Source organism: Actinomadura darangshiensis (assembly GCF_004349235.1).
In the GTDB taxonomy this organism is placed as follows: Bacteria; Actinomycetota; Actinomycetes; order Streptosporangiales; family Streptosporangiaceae; genus Spirillospora; species Spirillospora darangshiensis.
Map to the genome: position 1 here is coordinate 1 of NZ_SMKY01000129.1, position 23375 is coordinate 23375.

The window sequence follows — 23375 nt, forward strand, 5'->3', positions numbered from 1 at the left end:
CATCCCACCTGTTCAACCCCAGAACCATCCCCGCAGGCGCGGGGCCGACTTGGTCTGGGGGTCGACGTCGCCGACTGTGCGCGAACCATCCCCGCAGGCGCGGGGCCGACGCGGCCCTCCCCCACTCCACCGCGCCCGCCGACGAACCATCCCCGCAGGCGCGGGGCCGACCAGCCCGATGTGCAGCGCGGTCGCGACGGCGGGGAACCATCCCCGCAGGCGCGGGGCCGACGTATCGATCGCCGCATACCAGACGACCCGCCAGGAACCATCCCCGCAGGCGCGGGGCCGACGCGACGACCTTGTAGGTGACGCCGCCGGCGAACGAACCATCCCCGCAGGCGCGGGGCCGACCGCCGCTGGGGCGACTGTACCGCCTCCATGCGCGAACCATCCCCGCAGGCGCGGGGCCGACGAAGTGTAGAACGCTGTAGCAAGCTATGGGCTGGAACCATCCCCGCAGGCGCGGGGCCGACCCGTCCTTGTTCGTGTCCTGGGTGTCCAGCCGCGAACCATCCCCGCAGGCGCGGGGCCGACCCGCTGTGGACGCTGATCGTGGCGAGCAGATCGGAACCATCCCCGCAGGCGCGGGGCCGACGCGTTGCGGTGGCCCTTGTGGTCGGCGTCCATCGAACCATCCCCGCAGGCGCGGGGCCGACTCCAGCACATGGCTTCTCAAAGCCGTGTGCCATGAACCATCCCCGCAGGCGCGGGGCCGACGATCTGGAAGAGCGAGTAGAGGCCGGAGCTGAGGAACCATCCCCGCAGGCGCGGGGCCGACGTTTGCCGGCGGCATTGGACCGCCGAAGCTCGGGAACCATCCCCGCAGGCGCGGGGCCGACATCGTGCCGCTATCGCGGCGACCGGGCGCGCTCGAACCATCCCCGCAGGCGCGGGGCCGACGCGCACGCACTGCACGAGCAAAGCCGGAACGTCGAACCATCCCCGCAGGCGCGGGGCCGACGCAGCCCTCGCCCTCCAGGTAGGAGGGAGCCCAGAACCATCCCCGCAGGCGCGGGGCCGACCCACTCGTCGTGAGCTGCCGAAACGCTCGCCACGAACCATCCCCGCAGGCGCGGGGCCGACGATCTAGCCGCCGTCGTGCTGCGGGTGGCGCGGGAACCATCCCCGCAGGCGCGGGGCCGACGTCACCGCTCTGGTCGGTGGCGCCCCACCGGGAGAACCATCCCCGCAGGCGCGGGGCCGACTCCACCTCGGCGAACCCGCCGAGCACGATCGAGGAACCATCCCCGCAGGCGCGGGGCCGACAGGATCGGGCCCGGCACGTCGAACCGGGTCGGGGAACCATCCCCGCAGGCGCGGGGCCGACACTTGCTGACCTGCGACGTTAGCAAGAGTAGGGCTGATTTTCATTCGGTTGGTTTGTGATCATGCTCGTGCCATCCGGCCGTGATGATCTTACTGTGCACCGTGTTTCAGACATGAAAGTTGTTTTGTCGGCGTGCTTCGCTACCGTCCGGGTGTGAGTATCGAAGGGCCAATCCTGTGCACGCAAGATCCTCTTGGGGCCCTGTGGGCAAAGAGCGCGAGCAAAGTTGGTGGCCAGGTCAATCCGTGAGTCCGCCGGGCGTTGGACGGTATCGCTGGCAGAAGTGGGGGACGAAGGTTGTTCGCATGGGTGTGTTGCATCCATGACATCGGTAAGTCTACCCCTGCGTTCCAGCATATGGATTCTGCTACTGCTCGCCCGGGTTCTGGGCGGGGGTGGCTCGGATGGTCCCGGGCGGCGCGGGGGCGACCGTCGCGCCGGCGAGATGGAGGGGCTCGGGGCGGACGACGCTCGCTGACCTGCAATGTTAGGCGGTGGTAGGCCAGTTTTCGTTTGGCTGGATACGAGCTTGCTCGTTTTTCATGCAACAAAGAGCGTCGGAGTATACGTCGATGCGTACCGGAATTCGTTTGCTGTCGGGGGGTTTGGTGGTTAGCGTGGAACATTCGGACGGCCAGCTGAATCTTCAACTCGGTGCACTGTGGGGGAAGTCAGCTGGGAAAGCCGGTGGCCGACCAAACTTGCTGATCTCCCATCTGCTGGATACAGCAGCCGTGGCGGAGCATATCTGGGATCATTATTTGGCCCCGAGGACGCGATCGTGGCTGGACAGGGTCGCTGGTGGGGTGGGGAGGGGGCGAGGCTTCTTCAGTTGGTTGTGCGGGATGCACGACTGCGGGAAGGCGACGCCCGCCTTCCAGAGCATGGACGACGCTGGGGCCGCCGCGGTGCGCCGAGCCGGACTCGGGTGGTCACCGCGCATGTTGGAGAAGGGGCGGTGGCGGCACGACCGGGCGGGAGGTCGGCTGGTCCGGGAGGTTTTGGCCACGGCAGGGTGGGATGGCGAGCAGATCGAGTGGGTATGGCCGCTGATCGCGGGACACCATGGCCTGTTTCCGCCTTTGGCGGGCTTGCGGCCGCCGAAGGCGGGGCTTGGCCATCATCAGGGAAAAGACCAGCAGTGGGCACGGGTTCAAGACGCGTTGGTCCAGATCTTCACTGAAGAGTTGGGGTTCGACGCCCCAAGCGCAGTTGAGCCTCACCGGGTTCCTACCCGTGCCCAGCAGCTCCATTTGAGCGGTCTGATCGTAATGGCCGACTGGATTGCCAGCAACGAACAACACTTCAAGGGAATAAATGATCTTCCGTCGATAAGTCTGGCACGGGCCCGCGATCGCGCGTCAGCCGCCTGGTCGGCGTTGGGTCTGCGAGGCGGCTGGGGAATGCGCCCGGTTCCTGAGCCCACCTTCTTCCAGGACCGCTTCGATGAACCTCCTCGTGAGTCTCAGATGCTGGTGATGCAAGTGGCGCGGCAAATGCCCCAGCCTGGTCTCATGATCGTCGAGGCCCCGATGGGGGAGGGGAAGACCAAAGCCGCGTTGGGGGCAGCTGAGATCGTCGGTGCTCGTTTCGGCGCAGACGGTGTGTTCGTCGGCATGCCTACTCAGGCGACAGCTGATCCGATGTTCACGCAGGTGCGCAAATGGGTCGAGCGGATCGAGCCCGGCTTGGGGGCCGAGGTCGCACTGCTGCACGGCAAGCGACGCTTCAACAAGGAGTGGCAATCGCTCCTGGAGGATGCTGGCCAGACCCCCGATGACCTGTACGGCACGATCGAGGAGGACGTGCAGTACGGCATGGGTCCAGTTGAATTGTGCGATGAGCCTGAACGCCGCGCGCCGGCGGAGTGGTTTCTTGGGGCGAAGCGGGGTCTTCTCACTCCGTTCGTGGTGGGGACGATTGATCAGTTGCTGTTCGCGGCGACTCGTACGAAGCATGTGATGCTGCGCGTGGCGGGCCTGACCGGCAAGGTCGTGGTGCTAGATGAGGTTCATGCGGCGGACGTCTACATGTCTCAATTCCTGGCCGAGGGGTTGTGGTGGCTGGGACAGGCGAGAACACCAGTGGTGTTGCTGTCGGCGACCCTCCCTCCAGGCCAGCGCCAGACCCTCGTGAAGGCATATCTCGCGGGCGCTGCTTCCCGGGAAGACGTCCCGGACGTCGCTATCCCAGAACCGCAGGGATATCCGAACGTCACCGCCGCGTGGCATGGGGAACCTGAGCCGAAGGTGCTGGTCCGCAGCACCTCGTCATGGCGAGCGGACCTGGCAGTGGGGATTGAGGTCCTAGCTGAGACAGAACAGGCGACAACGGCTCAGGGGCGGGGCGAATCCCCGGGCACCGCAGCCGTCGCCGAGTTGTTGGACACGCGGTTGCGGGAGGGCGGCTGTGCACTGGTCATCCGCAACACCGTCGACCGTGCGCAGGAGACCTATCAAGCACTGCGGCGCAGGTTCGGCCAGGATGTGCGTCTGCTTCATGGTCGCCTGCACGCCGCCCACCGGGCCGGACGGACCGAGCAGGCACTAGACCTGCTCGGTCCCAGGGCAGGAGGTGCTGGTGACCGTCCACGGCCGCGGTTGATATTGGTCGCGACGCAGCTGGCTGAGCAGTCCTTCGACGTTGACGTCGACTTGCTGATCACGGACCTGGCGCCGGTCGACTTGCTACTGCAACGCATTGGTCGGCTGCACCGGCATGCCCAGGTGCCAAGACCTGCACCAATACGCGCGCCACGCGTGGTCATCACGGGCTTCGCGCCCGTCGAAAGACAAGAGCCCAGCTTCATTGTCGGCAGCGAAGCTATCTACGGACGCTACCTGCTGCTCCGGACGGCGGCCCTGCTGGAGACGCAGCCGACCAAGTGGAGCATCCCGAGCCAGGTTCCCGAGCTCGTGGCACGCGTTTACGGCGACGACGTCGGCTGGATTCCGCAGACCTGGCGTAGCGCGGAGCGGAAGGCTTACGCGAGATGGGCGAAGGTGCAGCAGCAGCGGGCGGAGAATGCCCAGCCGTTCCTCCTGTCCAGGTTCGGCGAGCACGAGCGCCCCACTCTTGCGGGCGTCCACATCGGCGCGTCAAAAGAGGGCTTGGGGGACGAGAAGTTCCAAGCGCTTGTACGAGATGGCGAGCCCAGCATCGAAGCCATCCTCGTCCGCCATGACGGAGCGAGGTTCAGCACTCTCCAGGGCCGGCGGATCGCCGTCACGGGGGAGGAGCCTCCGCCGGAGCTGCTGGACGAACTACTGGGCGCCACCGTGCGTCTTCCGTCGTCACTCACCAGGTCAGCCGAACAGGAACTCAGCCTCTTGGACGGCTGGCGCGACCACCCTTGGCTCCGCCACAGCCGGGCCCTGATCATCCCCGAGTCCGGCATCGCGACCGTTGGCGAAGCACAGGTGAGCTACGACGAGTCGCTCGGTCTAGTGGTCAGGAGGAACCGAACCCGTTGACTGCCCGGTGTCGTCTGGTGGTTGACCAGACGACACCGGACGTATCCCCGCATCCGCGGGGTCAACGTGCGCTCCAACGTGCGCTCCAGTCACAGGCAGGAGCCATCCCCGCACGCCCTCGGAGTGACTTGGCGGGGCTCTAAGCCCACCTTCCCACCTTTCTAGTGCTGTGACCGGAAATGATCACCGGGTTGGTGGTCGTGGCGGTTGGATGTGAGGTGACGTCCGATCCGACCGCTGGAGGCATGGTGGCCGAGCCTGTCCGTGTGCGCAGACTGACCGACCAGGAAGGTCGGAGGCTGCAGCAGATCGTGCGCCGGGGCAGCGCCAACCCAGTGCGCTACCGGCGCGCGATGATGCTGCTGGCCTCGGCCGGCGGGAACCGGGTGCCGGTGATCGCGCAGCTGGTGCAAGCCGACGCGGACACCGTTCGCGATGTGATCCACCGGTTCAACGAGATCGGCCTGGCCTGCCTGGACCCTCAGTGGGCGGGAGGCCGTCCCCACCGACTCGGCACTGACGACGAGAACTTCGTCATCCAGACGGCCACCACCCGCCCGACCAAGCTCGGTCAGCCCTTCACCCGCTGGTCTCTGCGCAAGCTCGTTGCCTACCTGCGGAAAGTCCATGGTCAGGTCATCCGCATCGGCCGCGAGGCTTTACGTGGCCTGCTCGCCCGCCGCGGCGTCACCTTCCAGCGCACCAAAACATGGAAGGAATCCCCGGATCCCGAGCGGGAGGTGAAGCTGGACCGGATCGAGGAAGTGATGGACCGTTTCCCCGACCGGGTCTTCGCGTTCGACGAGTTCGGGCCGCTCGGGATCAGGCCGACCGCGGGTTCTGGCTGGGCCGAGCAGGGGCATCCCGACCGGCTGCCGGCCACCTACCACCGCACCCACGGCGTGCGCTACTTCCACGGCTGCTACTCGCTTGGTGACGACACCCTGTGGGGCGTCAACCGTCGGAAGAAGGGTGCCACGAACACGCTGGCCGCGCTGAAGTCGATCCGCGCTGCCCGGTCCGACGGCGCACCCATTTACGTAATCCTGGACAACCTGTCCGCCCGCAAAGGCACCGACATTCGCCGCTGGGCGAACAAGAACAAGGTCGAGTTGTGCTTCACCCCGACCTACGCCTCCTGGGCGAACCCGATCGAGGCGCACTTTGGACCGCTGAGGCAGTTCACCGTCGCCAACTCCAACCACCCCGTACAGACCCGGGCCCTGCACGCCTACCTGCGCTGGCGCAACGCCAACGCCCGCCACCGCGACGTCCTGGCCGCCGAACGAAAGGAACGCGCCCGCATCCGCAGCGAGAAAGGCATCCGCTGGGGCGGACGACCACTCGCCTTGGCAGCCTGACCGCCCCGCCCTGCCCCGCTGCCGCGCAACGTCAGGGACGCAGCGCCACCAGGAGATCAACCACGTAGGTCTCTTCCACCTCCTGGCGAGGAAAAATTCTGCCCAGCCGTTCACGCTCATCGACGAAAAACGCATGGCGAGCGGCGTCTTCAAGGACGAGGAATGCCGAGCGGCTGCCGATGTTGGCGAGATGCACGTCCAAAGAGACGGTGCGGCTCCAGCGCATTTGACGGCGCGCAACCCGCAGACCCGTCAGACCCGCCAACCGGATGGCATCGCTGTCCGAAGGGCGCACCGCAGACCTTGGCTTCACCCCGCAGTAGTGGGCGATGCGTCCGTGCTGCTCGCGGATCCACGGCACGTCAAAGGCCGTGGTGTTCCACCAGATCGCCAACGCACCGCTCGCTCGCAGAACACGCAACGCCTCCGGGACAGACCGGCCGGGGTCGGTCCACTGCCAGGACTGCGCATAGGTGATGAGGTCGCAGGAAGCCCCGGCCAGCGGCAGAGCGTTACCGTCACCTCTCACGATCGGCACCCCCGGGAGCGCCCGGTGCAACTCACCAGCCATGGCCTCACCCGGCTCCACAGCGATCACATCGGCACCCCTCTCCCGCAAAAGCACGCTGGCGATTCCGGTACCCGCGCCGACATCGGCGACCCGGGCACCTGCCAGACGACAGCCTGCGAACTCCTCGATGGCCTCAAAGAGCGTGACTGGATAAGAAGGCCGACTCGCCGCGTACTGAGCCGCGGCTACATCGAACGACTGGGCGCGAGAGTTGGCGATCACACCCTCATCATCGCCCCCCTGCGCCAAACATACGACCACCACCAACCCGGTGATCGTTTCCGGTCACAGCACTAGCGGTGTTCAGAACGCGCTCAGTGTAGAGTTTTCGCTCTAGTCATAGCCAGTTGACCAATGGAGGGTCATCCGTGAAGATCGTTATCCGAGCGAATGTCGGGGCCGCCGCTCTCCTCGCCTGCTCTTCTGCCCTCGCCTGTGGAGCTGTCGGCTACCGGGCCGGGGGTCTCCACCTTGCCACCGTCCTGCTCTCGATCGCGGTGATCGGAATGGCTGCGGCGCACAAGGCCGGAAGCGCCGGCTGAATCACGTCGGCGAGCAGCATCCACCGGCTGCCAGTGTTCCGCCAGGTGTGATCCACGCCCGATCTCGACCGGAACCGGCCGGGATCGGGCAACTCCGGAACGTGAGCGGCTGGGAGTGTCAGAGTCGGCTCCTATGCTCCAGGCAACCCAACGGCAGTCCACGCCCCAGCAGTGGGCATGGCGGCAAGGAACGTGATGGCGCGTTTCGACTTGATAGACGAAGGCTGGCTGCCTCTGCGTCGTAAGGACGGCGGCACGGTCGTCGATGTCGGCATCGGTGAGGCGCTGCTCGACTCGCACGAGCTCACCGACCTGGTGGTTGAACTACCGACCCAGGTTCCGGCGCTGCTGCGTCAGGTCCTCCTCCCGATCGTGATGGACGCGTTGGGCGCTCCGGCGGATCGGGCGGACTGGAAACGTCGGTTCGCTGCCGGGCGGTTCAGCCAGGTGGAAGTCGACCGGCTTGGGGGTTATCTGGACGAGCACCGGGCGCGGTTCGACTTGTTCAGCTCTTCTGCCCCCTTCGCCCAGGTCGCCGGGCTGGAGGCGACGAACGGGGAGACCAAGGGGTCAGGGCTGATCGTGCCGACCGAGGCGACGGGCAACAACGTGCCGCTGTTTGCCTCCCGCACCGAGAGCGACGCACTGCCGTTGACGCCGGCGCAGGCGGCGCGGTGGCTTCTGCATGCGCACTGCTGGGATACCGCGGCCATCAAGCCCGGGGCCAAGGGCGATGAAGCACACGTCAAGGCTGGGAAGACGACCGGGAACCCCACTGGTCCGCTCGGGCAGCTGGGATTGCTCGTGCCGATGGGGCCGACGCTGTACGAGACGTTGCTCCTCAACATTCCGATCAGTTCTCGGGCTCAAGCCGGATCCCCCCAGTGGCGTGCCGCCGAACCTGCCCAGGCAGGTTGGGAGATCCGCACCCCCGACGGGATGCTCGACCTCTGGACGTGGCAGGCCCGTCGGATACGCCTAATTCCAGAACCGAGTCCAGAAGGCGACCGGGTCGTCCGGATCGTGCTGGCCGCCGGGGACCGGGTGCGAACGATCCCCGAATGGGAGCCGCACACCGCCTGGGCATTCAAGAAATCTGCAGAGAAGGCTTCGGCCGTGGACCGACGGCCACGGCGCCACACCAGCGGCAAAGCGATCTGGCGAGGGCTGGAAGCCCTGCTGGCCCTGGAACGCGCGGACGGCTCGGCCGGAGGGTCGGTCGAAACCAGCACGCTGCTCGTGCAGGTGGGCGATCTGGAGGCGGAGGGAATCCTCCCCGACGAGTACCCGCTCCGGGTGAGCGCTTTCGGCATCGTCTACGGAAACCAGTCCGCGGTTATCGAGGACGTTTACCACGATGAGATTCCGCTGCCCGTGGCCGGCTTGCGTGAGGACGCGGACACCTACGGGCTGCTACTCGGCTTGGTGCAGCAGGCCGAGGATCTTGCTCGGGCCGTCAACCACCTTTCAGGGGATCTACGCCGAGCCACTGGGCTGGCTCCGATCCCGTGGGACAAGGCGCAGCGTCCTGGGGAGCAGGTGCTGCACGCCCTGGACTCGGTGGTACGCCGCGTCTTGGCCAGAATCCAGACCGAGCAGGACTGGGACGTTATCCAGCAGGGGCTGCTCGCCTGGGAGCTGACCGCCCATCGGGCCGCTCGGGAGATAGCCGAGCCACTGTTCGCAGCCGTCCCTGAGAGCGTATTCGCCGGCCGCCAACTTCGCCGCGGTACAGGGGAGGGGGCCTCGGCCTGGACGTACTCGCTGGGTACCGCCGAGTACAACTTCCGGACACGGCTCAACAAGATCCTTCCCGCTGCTGCCGACGCACGGCGAGAGCAGGCGATGTCTACGTCCACCGACCGCGCCGACACCGTCGACACGGCCACCTGAGCGGGAGGTCTGGCATGGCACAGCGCTACTGGAACAAGTACGTCGGACCTGACGGCGCCTGGCGGGACAAACGCAGGCCCCCTGGTGAGGACTTGGCGGTCATGCGCACTGGTCTTGGGCGCGACGCAGGCACGGTCCCGGCCCTGTGCCGGTACTACACCTGTGAGATCGACGACTGGGCCGCACGGCGCGGCGAAGTATCGATCGAGCAGGCGGCCGAGCATGCCGCGCTGGCTCTGTTCGGATTGCATCAGCAGTCCAAGACCCGGCCCATGCACCGTCCCGGCGTCCCGCTCGGGAAGGCGCTGCGCAAGCTGCGGGAGGACGGCAAGTTCAGCCAGCAGGCCGTGGACGCCCGTGTAGACGCCGCGGCGACCGCCACCAATGTAACGGCGCTGTTGATGCGACTGCGGAGCCTGATCGACCAGCTCCGCACCATCAACCAGCCGCTCGACTACGACCAGCTGATGAAGCTCATCCACGACTGGCACTCCACTGACGGCAGGCAGCGTGCACGCCGTAAGTGGGCGGTCGACTACCAGGTCTGGATCGACGCCCCGGACCAGGCGGAGAACGGCGCGGCGAGCAGCCCACGAACTGCCCGGCCCGATGAACCGGCCGGTTCCTGACAAGACGCCTTGGGGGTCGAGGCGTCTTGTCCCCCACCAACGCTGTTGGAGAGACCATGAACAAGCGCCAATACGTCGACTTCCACATCCTGCAGACCGTCCCGCCCGCGAACCTCAACCGCGACGACCAGGGAAACCCCAAGGAGGCATACTTCGGCGGCAAGCGGCGGTCCCGCGTCTCCTCGCAGGCGTGGAAGCGAGCCACCCGGATGACCTTCGCCGAGCACCTCCCCCCGGCGCAGCACGCCACCCGCACCAAGCGGATCGCCGGGCAGCTCGCCAAGCGGATCGAGGACCGCACCGAACTGGACGCCGAGCAGGCGGCGCGAATCGCCGGCGCCGTCCTTGAACCGCTCGGGATCAAGGCCGGAAAGAAGGCGGGAGACACCGCCTACCTGCTGTTCTTCGGCTACCAGCAGCTCGACGACATCACCGGCCTGATCACCGGGCGCGCACAGGAATTGTCGGCCCTCGACGACGACGCGCTCAAGAAGGCCGCACAAGACCTCGCGGTCAAAGAGAAGCTGCAGAGCGGCCACCCCATGGAAGTCGCGCTCTTCGGCCGCATGGTCGCCGACATCCCGTCCCTGAACGTCGACGCCGCTGTCCAGGTCGCGCACGCCCTTTCCACCCACGAAGTGGTCTTGGAGTCGGACTACTACACAGCCGTCGACGACGAGAGCCAGAAGGTCGACGAGACCGGTGCCGGGATGATCGGCTACGTCGGCTACAACTCCGCCACCCTCTATCGGTACGCAACCGTCAGCCTGCACCAGCTCGCCGAGAACCTGGGCGGCACCGACGCCGCGCTGGAGGCCACCAGCCGGTTCGCCGAGGCGTTCGCCCGCTCCATGCCGACCGGGCACATCAACGCCTTCGCCCACCGCACCCTGCCCAGCCTGGTCGCTGTGGTGGTCCGCGACGACCAGCCCGTCAACCTCATCTCAGCGTTCGAGCGCCCCGTGCCAGACACCGATGGAATCGCCGCCACCTCAGCCGTCAAGTTCGCATCCGAGTTCACCTCCTCCTGCCGCCAATGGGCCAGCACCCCGGTTCATGCGGCGATGTGCCACACGTTCACGGCCGAGAACGGTGACATCGCCCAGCTCACCGAGGCGTTCGGCGCCAACCAGACCTTCCCCGAACTGCTGACCGGACTTCAGGACGTCCTCGTCCGAACCTGGAAGCAGGCGTGATGCCCAGAACCCGCCCCGACACCACGGTTCTAGCCCTGCGCCTGGCCGGCCCCCTGCAATCGTGGGGCGACAAAAGCGCCTTCAACCGCCGTGAAACACGCCCGGAACCCACCAAGTCCGGCGTCCTCGGCCTTCTGGCCGCCGCTGCCGGACGTCCCCGCGAACATCCGCTGGACGACCTGAACGCACTGCACCTGGGCATCCGTGTCGACCAGCCCGGCACCCTCCTGCGCGACTACCACACCGTCAGCGACCACCGAGGACGCCCGCTCCCTCAGTCCGCGGTCAGCGCCAAAGGCACCCAGAAACCCACGTCCCCGGCCAAGTACACCCACGTCACACAGCGCTTCTACCTGCAAGACGCGGTCTTCGTCGCCGCCGTCACCGGTGACGAGACCCTCATCGAATCCCTGGCCCACGCGGTCACCACCCCCGCGTTCCCATTGGCACTCGGCCGTCGTGCCTGCGTCCCCACCCAGCCAATCTCTCTCGGCCTGCACAACGGGGACCTTATGGAAGTGCTGACCACGCTGCCCTGGCAGGTATCGCAGTACGCCCGAGACAAACACGGGAGCCGCCACGGGAAGCCGTCCCACATCCGGCTGCCCGTCACCCTCGAGGCCGACGACGGCGACGACATCCAGCATGACGTGCCGCTGTCGTTCGACCCGCGCAGCCGCCAGTTCACCAGCCGCCGCGTCCGGCACGACTGGGTATCGGTCCCCACCGGCTTCCCAGTCTCCTCCTCTTCCACCGCAGACGGCGGCCACGATCCCTTCGCCCTGCTGGGCTGGTGAAACACGATGACCTACCTATCGCGCATCCGGGTCAACCCCCTGCGCGCCGAAAGCCGCAAGCTCCTCGCCAGCCCACGCGCCATGCACGCCGCCGTCGTCGGCGGGATCCCAACACCGCCCGACGCCGAACGGGCCCTGTGGCGGCTGGACACCGACAACCCCCATCGACCCCTGCTGTTTGTCCTCAGCTCATCTCGCCCCGACTGGACCCACCTGGTCGAGACCGCCGGCTGGCCCGACGCCGAAGGCGAGCATGCGTCCGTCCGCGACTACAAACCGCTGCTCGCCCAACTCGCACTCGGCCGCGAATTCCACTTCCGCGTCACCACGCACCCCGTACAGAACACCTTCAACCCGATAAAGCCCACGCCGGCTCAACGCGAACGCACTGCCCGCGGCGACCGGCGCGCCCACCGCATCCCCCACCGCACCGCCGCCGCCCAACTCGGCTGGTTCCTGGAACGCACCGCCAAATGGGGCTTCAACATCCCAGAAGCCCGCACCGACCCCGCGGCGCCCGGACTCGACGATCAGCCGCCCCAACCCGCTCCCGACATCCGGATCACCGCCCGCGATCGCCAGTCGTTCACCAAGAACGGACGCGGAGCCCCCATCACCCTCTACACAGCAACCTTCGAGGGCAGACTCCGCATCACCGACACCGACCAACTCACCCAAGCCCTGCTAGCAGGCATCGGCCCAAGCAAGGCATACGGCTGCGGCCTCCTCACCCTCGCCCCCCTCACACCAACCGGATGACCCGTGCCCGACATCTGGTGGAAGGCCCACCCCCACGACCTGCACCGACTTCAAGACCGCGTCTCCAGCGTCTACGTCGAACGCAGCCACGTTGATCGTGACGAAAACGCCGTCGTCGTCATCAACAAACGCGAAACTGTCCGCGTCCCCGCAGCGCTGGTCGCCGTCCTGCTGCTCGGCCCCGGCACCCGCATCACCCACGGCGCCGTCAACCTCCTGGGCGACTCCGGCACCGCCATCTGCTGGGTCGGCCAGCAAGGTGTGCGCCTCTACGCCTCCGGGCTCGGCCCCGCCCGCGGCGTCGGCCTCCTCCAGCGGCAAGCCTATCTGGTCACCCGCCCCAAAGAACGCCTCAACGTCGCCCGCGCCATGTACGCCATGCGCTTCCCCGGCGAGGACGTCTCCACCGCAACCATGCAACAACTTCGCGGACGTGAAGGCACCCGCATCCGCAAGCTCTACCAAACCCACGCGGAACGCACCGGTGTCACCTGGAACCGCCGTGAATACAAAGCCGGCGACGCCCACGCCGCTGGCGACGACCTCAACCGGCTGCTCTCAGCCGCTAACGCCGCCCTCTACGGCATCTGCCACGCCGTCATCGTCGGCCTCGGCGCCAGCCCCGGCCTCGGCTTCGTCCACACCGGATCAGCGATCTCCTTCGTCCTGGACGTCGCCGACCTCTACAAGGCCGAATACACCATCCCCCTGGCCTTCGACCTGGCGGCCCAAGGACTCACCGATGAACGCGACGCACGAACCGGCCTCCGCGACCTCATCGCCGAAAACCGCCTCCTGGGACGCATCGTCCACGATGTCAAGACGCTGCTTACTCCCGATGAGGCCACGCGGCTTCCCGTTGACGAGGACATCAACCAACTCTGGGACGAACATGCTGGAGCGGTCTCCGGCGGTGTGAACTGGTCCGGAAGCGAAGACCTCATTCAGCCTGGCATGGGTGACCAGCATCTGGCCATCATCGGCCCCGAATTCGAACCACCCACCAGCGACAGCACAACATGACAACGGTCATCGTCCTCGTCGCCGCCCCAGAGGGACTCCGCGGCCACCTCACCCGCTGGATGGTCGAAGTGCACGCCGGAGTTTTCGTCGGCAACCCCAGCCGCCGCATCCGCGACCGCATCTGGGACCTGCTCGCCACTCGCATCGGCGACGGCCAAGCCATCCTCGTCGAACCAGCCACCAACGAACAAGGCTGGTCCGTCCGCACCGCTGGCAAGGACCGGTGGAAGCCCGTCGACTTCGACGGCCTCATCCTCTCCGCCCGCCGCCGAAACCGACCGAATGAAAACCCACCCACTTCGAGGTAACGCCGCAGGTCAGCAAGTGTCGGCCCCGCCAGGGTGGCGGTCGGCCCCGCGCCCGCGGGGATGGTTCGATGTCGGAGGACACCGTCACCGACATCGAGGCGTCGGCCCCGCGCCCGCGGGGATGGTTCGCTCGTGGCCGGTCCCAAGGACCCGGGGCCGGAGTCGGCCCCGCGCCCGCGGGGATGGTTCGCGTCCCGGATCGTCCATGAGCGCCTACTTGGGGTCGGCCCCGCGCCCGCGGGGATGGTTCTGACGTGGCGCGGTTCCGGCGTGGTCTGACCGGGTCGGCCCCGCGCCCGCGGGGATGGTTCTGGCTTCGTAGTTCATCGGGATGATGGCGCGTCGTCGGCCCCGCGCCCGCGGGGATGGTTCGCGCCGCGTGGACAAGGGCACCCGGGTGCCCGAGTCGGCCCCGCGCCCGCGGGGATGGTTCCCCGTCCGGATCACGATCGACCTGCAGCCGCCGGTCGGCCCCGCGCCCGCGGGGATGGTTCGGCCGTCGCCGACGGTGAGCGAATCGCGGGGTAGTCGGCCCCGCGCCCGCGGGGATGGTTCGCCGCCAGGGGGCGGCTGAGGGACGCGGCGCGTGTCGGCCCCGCGCCCGCGGGGATGGTTCGCCCGACTGCGACAAGCCCATGCCGCACGGCTCGTCGGCCCCGCGCCCGCGGGGATGGTTCCTCGACTGGGATGAGGAGTGGGACGAGGAGTACGTCGGCCCCGCGCCCGCGGGGATGGTTCCTGGATTTGCCTTGCCAGGCCGGCGTTATTGACGTCGGCCCCGCGCCCGCGGGGATGGTTCTTCCCGGACGCCGGCCAGGCCCCCCGGCTCGGAGTCGGCCCCGCGCCCGCGGGGATGGTTCCTGGATTTCACCGAAATCGTGAATGTGCACGCTGTCGGCCCCGCGCCCGCGGGGATGGTTCGCGCGCGGGGAAGACGTGGGGGATGCGCCGGATGTCGGCCCCGCGCCCGCGGGGATGGTTCGCATCCTGCCTCTCTATTTTGATTGGAACGGGTGTCGGCCCCGCGCCCGCGGGGATGGTTCCTCCTGCACCTTGGCGTAGACGAGCCCGCGGGAGTCGGCCCCGCGCCCGCGGGGATGGTTCGGATTCCATGGGCTGACTGTAGAGCAGGGGGCGGTCGGCCCCGCGCCCGCGGGGATGGTTCACACACCGGGTGGTGGGTGGGACTCCTCGGTCGGTCGGCCCCGCGCCCGCGGGGATGGTTCACGCCCGCCCTCCGAAGAAGGCGGGCGTTCGTGGTGTCGGCCCCGCGCCCGCGGGGATGGTTCGTCCGCTGCGGAAAGCCGGGGACGCTGATGACCGTCGGCCCCGCGCCCGCGGGGATGGTTCGACATCCGCCGCTACTACCAGACCGATGAGGAGGTCGGCCCCGCGCCCGCGGGGATGGTTCTCCCGAGGATCGGAGGATCCATGACCACACCCAGTCGGCCCCGCGCCCGCGGGGATGGTTCTGGGTCAACACCATCGACCGGGCACTCGTCCGCGTCGGCCCCGCGCCCGCGGGGATGGTTCTGTGAGGGAACACGTCGAAGCCCCGCATACCTGGTCGGCCCCGCGCCCGCGGGGATGGTTCGCCTGCTTTTTCAGCAGTAGCGAGGAATAGCGCGTCGGCCCCGCGCCCGCGGGGATGGTTCGGGAAGTTCAGGCATGCGACCGCGTGGGCCATGGTCGGCCCCGCGCCCGCGGGGATGGTTCTCGCGCGGGACGGTCAGGTAGTGGCGCGGCCGGGTCGGCCCCGCGCCCGCGGGGATGGTTCGCGGCTCGGGTGGCATCCGCTGCGCGCCCAGGCGTCGGCCCCGCGCCCGCGGGATGGTTCCTGAGCGGATAATGAGTCTTATCCGCTGGGCTAGTCGGCCCCGCGCCCGCGGGGATGGTTCGGCGTGGCGCCGCGAGCTGCTGGACGCGCGGGCGTCGGCCCCGCGCCCGCGGGGATGGTTCCCGAGGTCCCACAGGACCGCGAAACCTACGCGCGTCGGCCCCGCGCCCGCGGGGATGGTTCGACGCCGTTCCCGGTGCGATGCGCGATCAGTTGGTCGGCCCCGCGCCCGCGGGGATGGTTCAGGCGAACCGGGCGCCCCCTGGGCCGGCGCCGTCGTCGGCCCCGCGCCCGCGGGGATGGTTCGGACTACCGTAGACACTGAACCCCCCCCGAGGTGGTCGGCCCCGCGCCCGCGGGGATGGTTCGGGGGATTTCGGCATGTCCACTTTGTCCAGCCGGTCGGCCCCGCGCCCGCGGGGATGGTTCTCGCGCTCGCGGTCATGTCCTGGCGGACCGGCCGTCGGCCCCGCGCCCGCGGGGATGGTTCGCATTACGGCGGTCACCCCCTCGAAACCGTGGAGTCGGCCCCGCGCCCGCGGGGATGGTTCGCGGTGCGCGTTCGCGGTCGACCTGGTCCGCGAGTCGGCCCCGCGCCCGCGGGGATGGTTCGCCTGGATCACGGTCTCGTCCGAGAGCCACCCCGTCGGCCCCGCGCCCGCGGGGATGGTTCCTACGCGGAGTAGGGGGCAGCCGGTTATGGAGAGTCGGCCCCGCGCCCGCGGGGATGGTTCGACGTCCGACAGGTCGAGGGCGGCCGTGTCGGGGTCGGCCCCGCGCCCGCGGGGATGGTTCTACGTGTCCGTCGGGATGAGCGAGGTGTAGGACGTCGGCCCCGCGCCCGCGGGGATGGTTCTCAAGGGCTGACACATGGCGCGGCTACCGTCATGTCGGCCCCGCGCCCGCGGGGATGGTTCGCGTAACGGCTCGGCGGTGATGGAGCCGCAGGTGTCGGCCCCGCGCCCGCGGGGATGGTTCGCGGCCGCACTCGCACACGCCCAGCGGAGACGGGTCGGCCCCGCGCCTGCGGGGATGGTTCGCAAGAACGCTCGATCGCCCACAGCACTGGCCGGTCGGCCCCGCGCCCGCGGGGATGGTTCCCCGGACGGCGACGAAACCATCGACACCATCACGTCGGCCCCGCGCTCGCGGGGATGGTTCCGGCACGCCCAAGCGCGGCCCGGGCGGCCGGCCGTCGGCCCCGCGCCCGCGGGATGGTTCGGCCGCCCATCAGATGCTGCTGTCGGCGTACGGGTTCATGTGCAGACCCAGGTACAGGTAAATGTGCAGAGGTGATCAGCGTGTCGGCCGAGGTGGCGATGGGGTGGTCGTGAAGCCTGCCGGGTGACATTGATCATCCTGGTGGGGGTCGCGGTGGTGCTTGAGGCCGAGCGGTGGCTTGAGTTGCGCCGGTTCCGGGCGTTGCGGGAATCGGGTGCGACGATCTCGGAGATCGCGCGGGAGACCGGGTTGAACTGGCGTACGGTGCGCAAGTACCTGCAGGAGGACGGCCTGGCGGCGGCGCCTCCGACTGCGGCCCCGCGGCCGAGCCGGCGGAATCAGATGATCGCGGCGTACGCGCCGGTGATCGATGCGTGGTTGCGGGCTGAGCTGCTGCTCAAGGGCACGGTCATTTACGAGCGGCTGGTCGAGGAGTACGGGTTCACCGGTAGCTATCAGCGGGTGAAGCTGTATCTGCAGGAGGCCCGGCCGCGGATCGCCGAAGAGCTGGGGTTCACCCCCCGGGAGCTGGCGGGGCTGCATCGCCGGTTCGAGGTGGTGCCGGGTGCCCAGGCCCAGGTCGACTGGGGCGATGAGGGCGGCGTCCTGGCGCACATGGGCATCGCGAAGGTCTACTCCTTCCACATGGTGCTGTCGTATTCGCGGGACCCGTTCTGCTGTTTCACCACCAGTCAGGACCAGGCCACGTTCTGGGCGTGTCACCGGCGGGCGTTCGAGCACTTCGGCGGGGTGCCGGGCTCGATCGTCTACGACCGGACCAAGACCGTGGTGCGGCGGCACGTCGCGCCGGGCAAGGCGGTGCCGCTGCATCCCGAGGCGGTGGCGTTCGCCGGGCACTACGACTTCACCATCGATGTGCTGGCCGCCTACCGCCCGACCGGCAAGGGCCGCGTCGAGCGGCAGGTCACCATCGTCCGCGACCACGTACTGGCCGGCCGGTCGTTCGCGTCGCTGGAGGAGATGGACACCGCGTTCCTGTCGTGGGTGCCGCTGCGCCGCCGCACCGTGCACCGCACCCACGGCGAGGTGATCGGGGTCCGGGCCCGCCGCGATCACGTCGCGCTGCGGCCGGCTCCGGCCCGCCCGTATCTGGTGAGCGACCGGCATCTGCGGCACGTCGGTAAGGACTGCCTGGTCGCTTTCGAGGCCAACCTCTACTCCGTTCCCGCGGCCCGGGTGTTCCCCCGGCAGCTGGTGGAGGTGCGGGCGTCGGCGGCCACCGTCAGCCTGCACGCCACCGTCCCCGACGAGAACGGGATCACTCTGCTGGCGGTGCACCCGCGGGCGGTCGGCCGCGGCGCCAAGGTGATCGACCCCGACCACTGGAACGGGCTGCCCGACGGGCACACCCGCGCCACCACCACCGGCGGCGGCCCAGGCGATGGCGCCGACGACCTGGCCCCACGCCGGCAGCGCCCAGAACCGGCCGGAGCCTTGCGCTTCCTGCTGGCCCGGGCCGACGCCGCCAAGGTCGAGGTCGACCGGCGACCGCTGTCGGTCTATGACCAGATCACCGGCACCGGCCCCTTCACCTGATCACCCAGCCGTTCACCAGCCCAGATCTCCACGAGCCAGAAGGATTGAAATCCGTTGAGTGAGTTGGTCACCACCCGGATCCGCGCCACCGCCGCCAAGCTCGGGCTGCCGCACCTGGCCCAGCAGTTGGGCGAGTTCGTCGGCCGCGCCGACGAGGCGAAGATGGGCTACCTGGACTTCCTGGACCTGGCACTGGAAGAAGAACTCGCCGTCCGCGAGGAACGCCGCATCCGGCACGCGCTGCGCATCTCCCGGATGCCGCACCACAAGACCCTCGACGACTACGACTTCTCCTACCAGCCCGAACTGGACGCCCGCAAAGTCCGGGACCTGGCCACCCTGGCCTTCGTGGAGGCCAAATCCAACGCCGCCCTGCTCGGCCCGCCCGGAGTCGGCAAGACCCACATCGCCGTCGCCCTGGCGGTCGCGGCCTGCCGGGCCGGCTTCAGCGTCTACTTCACCACGCTGGACGACATGGTCCGCCAGCTCAAGGCCGCCGACGCCATCGGCCGGCTCGCCACCAAGCTCCGCGTCTATCTCCGTCCGCACGTGCTCGTGCTGGACGAGGTCGGCTACCTGCCGCTGGCCCGCGACGAAGCCAACTTGGTCTTCCAGATGATCTCGAAAAGGTATGAAAAGGGCTCGATCCTGCTGACCAGCAACAAGGCCTTCTCTAAAGCGCATATGTTCGCGCGAACGTGTGCAAGGTGGCGGCTGAAGTTGCACAGGTTGGTGTCGCGGGGGTGGGCCGGGTGCGATCATCGGGTGGGTGAACGACTGCACCTTCTGCAAGATTGTTGCCGGTCGGCTGCCCTCCTACCGTGTCCTTGAGGATGAGCACACCGTGGCGTTCCTCGACATTGCCCCGGCCTCGCGGGGACATACCCTGGTCGTCCCGCGCGAGCATGCGCCGGACGTGTGGGCGATCTCCGAGGCAACCCATGCGCATGTCGCCGGGATGGTGCATCGAGTCTCCGCTTTGGTGAAGGCGGCGCTTGCTCCCGACGGGGTGAACATCGTGCATTCAACTGGCGAGGCCGCCTGGCAGGAGGTCTTTCACTTTCACACGCACGTGGTTCCGCGCTGGCATGGTGACGATCTGCGGCTGATGTGGAGTTCTCAGCCGGCTCCGGACCAGGAGCTCGAACAGACCTTGGAGCTGGTGGCTGCGGCGAAGTGACTTCGCGCTCAGGGCCTGTCTGCTGGCAGTGCGGCCTCGCGGGTCGGATCGATGTGGTCGGCGAGGTAGATCATGACGCCTTCGGGGCTCATGCCGAACGCGGCGGCGACCAGTTTGGGGTCCATGGTGTTGACCAGGTCGACCAGGCGGGTGGAGCGCAATGTCCGGGGCGAGATGCCGCAGGCGTCCAGGACGTGGCTGACATAGGCGATCGAGGCCGGCGTCTTCCCTGCCTTGGTGCCCTTGGTGACCATCACATGGGGGTTGTCGGTGCGCTGGATCTGGCGATGGGTCAGGCACCGTTGCAGGACTGTCCAGCTCACCGGGTCCATCGGCACCGGGTGCGGGCGCTGTCCTAGCCGGATCGTCCGGTCGAGGGGATCGAGGTCGGCGATGCGCAGGTGGCGGATCTCGTTGCTGGAGGCTCCGTGGAGCAGGGCAAGGATGCCCAGCAGCACCTCATGAGGGTGGGCTGCCGGGTCGGTGGTCCATCGGCGGAACAGCTCTCGTTGCTGGTCAAGGGTGAGGATCTTGCCGGTGAAGCCCTTGGTCGCTTTCGCCGACAGGCCCCGGGTGGGATCGACCAGCACGATCTTGTGGGCCTTGGCGAAGCGGAAGAACTGCCGGGTGATCGTCAGCCGCCTGGAGCGCCCCTTGGGCAGGATGTTCAGGAACGCTTCGATGTCGTGCACCTCGACCAGCGCCCAGTCCTGCTTACCTCGCTCGGTAATGAGTTTGGCCAGGTCACGCACGGTCGACAGCTTGCCGTCGATCGTGACGTCACTGCGGGGCAGGGTGCCGGCCCTGCGGGCGCGTTCCCGTGACCGCAGCATGAAGGTATTGAAGGACTCCACCGCCGGGCGCAGCGGTTCAGGGACCGCATCGATACGGCGACGACGTCGTCCGGCTGCCAGTTGCTCTGCCTGGTCGGTGGCCAGAGCCAGGCCGCGGTCGGTGAAGAAGGTCTCCAGCGCTCGGGCGAGGGGTCCCATCGACCGTCCGGGCAGACGAGCCCGCTCCAGCAGCGCTTGAGGATGGTTGGAATGTTGGTCCTCCAGCAGCCGCCCCAGATCGCCGATCATGTTGCAAGCCCGGGCCGGGGAATGACCGGAGGCTAGGTGGCCGATGAGATCACCCAGCCAGGGCGGCGGGCCGGCCAGGCGGGCGAGGAGGTTGTCACCCGCGTTGAAGGGTCGCTCTGGGCGGCTCTGCCAGCACGCCGAGCACAAGCCGAAGCCGGCGTGACGACGGAGCTGACCGCACTCGGTACAGACGCGCGGCGGGTCTTTGGGCCGGCGGGGGCGTGAGCACGGGCCGCACCAGCCGGTGCCGTCGCGGAGATAGCCGGGGCGGCGGCACCTGGGGCACGGCTGCTGGGCCGCCTGCTGGCGGGCCCGGCGGGCGCAGTCCCGGCAAAGGGTCGTGTCCTTGGCGCGGACCGGGTGCCCGCACGTAATGCATATCCGTGAGCAGGTGATGCACCGTCCGGTGTCATCCCGCAGGACCCGTTGCTTGCCGCAGTTCGGGCAGGTCGCCTTGAGCGCCGCTTCTTTGAGGCGGTTCTGGCATCGGCAGCAGTGCCGGCGGCCGATGATGCCGACCGATGCTCCGCACTCCACACAGTCGCGTTGCCGTTTGCCCATCCGTTTCGTCCTCTGCCATCACAGGGGCGGCATGGACCGGCCCCCGCCGGCGGAGGCGGACTTGGGCTGCTCGGTCACCGCCTGCGGCGGCCGGGCGGGCCGCTCGACCGGGGTGGTGTCGACCTCGAACAGATCGTTGGGTGTGCACTCCAGTGCGGTGCACAACGCCGCCAGGGTGGACAGCTTCACCTGGGAGGGCTCCTTGGTGAACAGCGCCGACACCGATGCTGCCGACAGCTCCAGCCCGGCCCGCTCGGCCAGCAGCCGGCGCAGCTGGGCGCCGGTCCACACCTCCCGCTGCGCCGCGGCCATCCGCAGCTTCCACCGGATCTTCATGCGGGCGGCTCCCCTCCGTCGGTCAGTTCGGTCAGCGTGGTGGTCACCGCCCGCCGATAGGCGTCCTCAATGAAGGTGGCCGAGGGACGGACATACCGCATCGTCGAGGACACGGTCCAGTGCCCGAGCAATTGCTGGATCGCGACCAAGTCCACGCCGCGTTCGTAATTGTGGGTCGCACACGCCCGGCGCAAAGCATGCGGGCTGAACCAGTCGGCCTCTGGCCGGCCCTCCAGCCGCATCAGATACCGCAGCCGATTGCGGATCGTCCCGCGATGCAGGCTCCCGCCCGACTCATCGGCGAACAGCACGGCCGAGTCAGGAAATCTGCCGCGCACGTCGTCGAGGAACCAGCGCAGCACCAGGTCCAGGCCGTCCAGCAGCGGCACCCACCGCGGACGCGGCCCGGAGGTGTGGGCGCCCTTGCCGAACCGGACATGCAGCTTGCCGAACGGCCCCCGGTTGAAATGCACGTCGGGGCGGTCCAGCAGCGCGGCCTCCTCCGAGCGCAGCCCGGCGTGATACAGCGTCCGGAACATCGCATAGTCGCGGGCCGCCGGTGCGTACTTGCGGGCGGTCGCGATGCGGGTCTTGAGGAACTCAAAGAACTCGGTGACCCGTTCCGGGGTCGGTGGCGGCAGCTCGGCCGGGGAATCATCGCCGACATGCCGGGAGGCGTTGAACTCATCCACCGGGCACACCAACCGGACCCCGAACGCCGCCTCGATCTCGACCGCCTTGCGGACCTGCAAGAACCGGTGGAAGCCCTTGAAGGTCTGCACATAATCCCGCCGGGTCGAGGCCGCACGCCCGGCGACGGCCAGGTCCCCGACGACCCGGTCGATGTCCTCGGGTGTCACCTCCCACGCCGGACGGCCCAATGCCACCAAGGTCCGTTCCAGCAGCCCGGTGTCGTTCTCGATCGTCACCGGGCTGAACCCGCGAGCCGTCCACGAGGCGACGAACGCCTCCACGCATCGGGCCTGGTACTCCAACGGGTCGATGACCAGCGGCTCCTGCGGAGCGGCCCCGCCCTCCACCACCCGCAACCGAGACGGCGCCACCGGCACACCTTCTTCACACTTGAAGAAATAAGGTGGTGCCTAACATACGAGCCCGACGCCTCAAAGATCCTCGGAACGCGAAATAACGAAAGATCCCAGCCAGCAGCACGGATCGGTCACCACGAACATGTGCCAGCCCCAGTTGGCTGGGCCAAGACCTTCACCGACCCCCGCCTCTGCGCCGCGATCGTCGACCGCCTCACCTTCGGCGGCACCATCATCGAGACCGGCACCGACTCCTACCGCCTCGCCCAGACCCGAGCCAGGGAGCACGCTGCCGGTTGACCCCCACCACAGCTCACCCAAGGGCGGGACCGCATCGCGGCCCGCCCTTCACCTATCCACCCCCACGTCACCGTCGCTGAATCTCGTCAACATCACCGCCCCCGCGGACCCCCAACCGTCGCTCAAACCGACGCACAAACGTTCCTGCTTCTCGCGGCCGCAACCACCCCGGATGATCAGAGGCGCCGAGGCCAGCTCCGGCGTAGATGAGGTTCGGGCCTGAGTATCCGGATTCGGTAGAGCCGACTGACAGTGAGGATGTAGGTGAGCACCTCCCGGCGGGGTCTGACCCACCGACTGACTGACCAAGGGTCCTCAACCGGATCTGTCGATCTGGCCGGGAGGTGCTCGTGTGCGCTCACCGGACACG

Annotated in this window: 17 protein-coding genes, 1 pseudogene and 2 CRISPR repeat arrays; of the genes and pseudogenes, 14 read left to right on the top strand and 4 right to left on the bottom strand. The window is 68.3% G+C overall.

What is annotated here, in order from left to right:
* The first annotated feature begins 21 nt into the window (after positions 1 to 21).
* A CRISPR array of direct repeats spans positions 22 to 1330; the repeat unit is 28 nt; unit sequence GAACCATCCCCGCAGGCGCGGGGCCGAC.
* Positions 1331 to 1591: 261 nt separating this feature from the next.
* The 3 genes from E1293_RS50775 to E1293_RS25350 all read left to right on the top strand — a co-directional run bounded on the left by E1293_RS50775 (position 1592) and on the right by E1293_RS25350 (position 6164).
* Positions 1592 to 1831 carry an HD domain-containing protein gene (locus tag E1293_RS50775; protein ID WP_424923669.1) on the top strand — a complete coding sequence of 80 codons (240 nt, stop codon included), beginning with the start codon at positions 1592 to 1594 and terminating at the stop codon, positions 1829 to 1831.
* 71 nt (positions 1832 to 1902) lie between these two features.
* Positions 1903 to 4803 (top strand): CRISPR-associated helicase Cas3', encoded by a 2901-nt coding sequence (gene cas3, locus E1293_RS25345; RefSeq protein ID WP_132199959.1) that lies wholly within the window; start codon positions 1903 to 1905, stop codon positions 4801 to 4803.
* A 245-nt stretch (positions 4804 to 5048) separates the two neighbouring features.
* Positions 5049 to 6164, top strand: coding sequence for an IS630 family transposase (locus E1293_RS25350; protein WP_132199972.1), 1116 nt, complete (start codon positions 5049 to 5051; stop codon positions 6162 to 6164).
* Positions 6165 to 6195: 31 nt separating this feature from the next.
* On the opposite strand, the gene E1293_RS25355 is transcribed toward E1293_RS25350, so the two are convergent.
* A complete protein-coding gene (locus tag E1293_RS25355) occupies positions 6196 to 6957 on the bottom strand; it encodes a class I SAM-dependent methyltransferase (protein WP_207939082.1) in 762 nt (253 codons plus the stop codon).
* A 515-nt stretch (positions 6958 to 7472) separates the two neighbouring features.
* Here E1293_RS25355 and casA point away from each other — a divergent pair.
* The 10 genes from casA (at position 7473) to E1293_RS25405 (ending at position 19677) form a co-directional block, all read left to right on the top strand.
* The gene (gene casA, locus E1293_RS25360; RefSeq protein ID WP_132199960.1) at positions 7473 to 9170 is read left to right on the top strand and encodes a type I-E CRISPR-associated protein Cse1/CasA; all 1698 of its coding nucleotides are present in this window, start codon (positions 7473 to 7475) and stop codon (positions 9168 to 9170) included.
* A 14-nt stretch (positions 9171 to 9184) separates the two neighbouring features.
* On the top strand, positions 9185 to 9799 hold the full coding sequence (casB, locus tag E1293_RS25365; RefSeq protein WP_132199961.1) for a type I-E CRISPR-associated protein Cse2/CasB: 615 nt from the start codon (positions 9185 to 9187) through the stop codon (positions 9797 to 9799).
* Positions 9800 to 9855: 56 nt separating this feature from the next.
* Complete coding sequence (gene cas7e / locus E1293_RS25370) at positions 9856 to 10995, top strand: type I-E CRISPR-associated protein Cas7/Cse4/CasC (RefSeq protein WP_132199962.1); 1140 nt, start codon at positions 9856 to 9858, stop codon at positions 10993 to 10995.
* Entirely contained in the window at positions 10995 to 11792 is a 798-nt protein-coding gene (cas5e, locus tag E1293_RS25375; RefSeq protein WP_132199963.1) for a type I-E CRISPR-associated protein Cas5/CasD, read from the top strand. Before cas7e ends, cas5e begins: the two co-directional genes overlap by 1 nt.
* A gap of 6 nt (positions 11793 to 11798) precedes the next feature.
* Complete coding sequence (gene cas6e, locus E1293_RS25380; protein ID WP_132199964.1) at positions 11799 to 12551, top strand: type I-E CRISPR-associated protein Cas6/Cse3/CasE; 753 nt, start codon at positions 11799 to 11801, stop codon at positions 12549 to 12551.
* Positions 12552 to 12554: 3 nt separating this feature from the next.
* Positions 12555 to 13574, top strand: coding sequence for a type I-E CRISPR-associated endonuclease Cas1e (gene cas1e, locus E1293_RS25385; RefSeq protein ID WP_132199965.1), 1020 nt, complete (start codon positions 12555 to 12557; stop codon positions 13572 to 13574).
* On the top strand, positions 13571 to 13882 hold the full coding sequence (gene cas2e, locus E1293_RS25390) for a type I-E CRISPR-associated endoribonuclease Cas2e (protein WP_132199966.1): 312 nt from the start codon (positions 13571 to 13573) through the stop codon (positions 13880 to 13882). The genes cas1e and cas2e overlap by 4 nt, the downstream gene beginning before the upstream one ends.
* Before the next feature lie 39 nt (positions 13883 to 13921).
* A CRISPR array of direct repeats spans positions 13922 to 16880; the repeat unit is 28 nt; unit sequence GTCGGCCCCGCGCCCGCGGGGATGGTTC.
* A gap of 183 nt (positions 16881 to 17063) precedes the next feature.
* The gene (istA, locus tag E1293_RS25395) at positions 17064 to 18497 is read left to right on the top strand and encodes an IS21 family transposase (protein WP_207939083.1); all 1434 of its coding nucleotides are present in this window, start codon (positions 17064 to 17066) and stop codon (positions 18495 to 18497) included.
* A 54-nt stretch (positions 18498 to 18551) separates the two neighbouring features.
* Positions 18552 to 19328, top strand: coding sequence for an IS21-like element helper ATPase IstB (gene istB / locus E1293_RS25400; protein ID WP_132199967.1), 777 nt, complete (start codon positions 18552 to 18554; stop codon positions 19326 to 19328).
* Entirely contained in the window at positions 19267 to 19677 is a 411-nt protein-coding gene (locus E1293_RS25405; protein WP_207939084.1) for an HIT family protein, read from the top strand. The genes istB and E1293_RS25405 overlap by 62 nt, the downstream gene beginning before the upstream one ends.
* Before the next feature lie 8 nt (positions 19678 to 19685).
* Here E1293_RS25405 and E1293_RS25410 read toward each other — a convergent pair whose 3' ends face one another.
* The 3 genes from E1293_RS25410 to E1293_RS25420 all read right to left on the bottom strand — a co-directional run bounded on the left by E1293_RS25410 (position 19686) and on the right by E1293_RS25420 (position 22720).
* Positions 19686 to 20759: a tyrosine-type recombinase/integrase gene (locus E1293_RS25410; RefSeq protein WP_207939085.1), complete on the bottom strand. Its 1074-nt coding sequence runs from the start codon at positions 20757 to 20759 to the stop codon at positions 19686 to 19688.
* Between the two features lie 579 nt (positions 20760 to 21338).
* On the bottom strand, positions 21339 to 21656 hold the full coding sequence (locus E1293_RS25415; RefSeq protein WP_132199970.1) for a helix-turn-helix domain-containing protein: 318 nt from the start codon (positions 21654 to 21656) through the stop codon (positions 21339 to 21341).
* Positions 21653 to 22720: a tyrosine-type recombinase/integrase gene (locus E1293_RS25420; protein ID WP_132199971.1), complete on the bottom strand. Its 1068-nt coding sequence runs from the start codon at positions 22718 to 22720 to the stop codon at positions 21653 to 21655. The genes E1293_RS25415 and E1293_RS25420 overlap by 4 nt, the downstream gene beginning before the upstream one ends.
* 144 nt (positions 22721 to 22864) lie before the next feature.
* On the opposite strand from E1293_RS25420, the pseudogene E1293_RS25425 reads away from it, so the two are divergent.
* Positions 22865 to 23005, top strand: a pseudogene (locus E1293_RS25425) (ATP-binding protein); the annotation flags it as partial.
* Between the last annotated feature and the right edge of the window lie 370 nt (positions 23006 to 23375).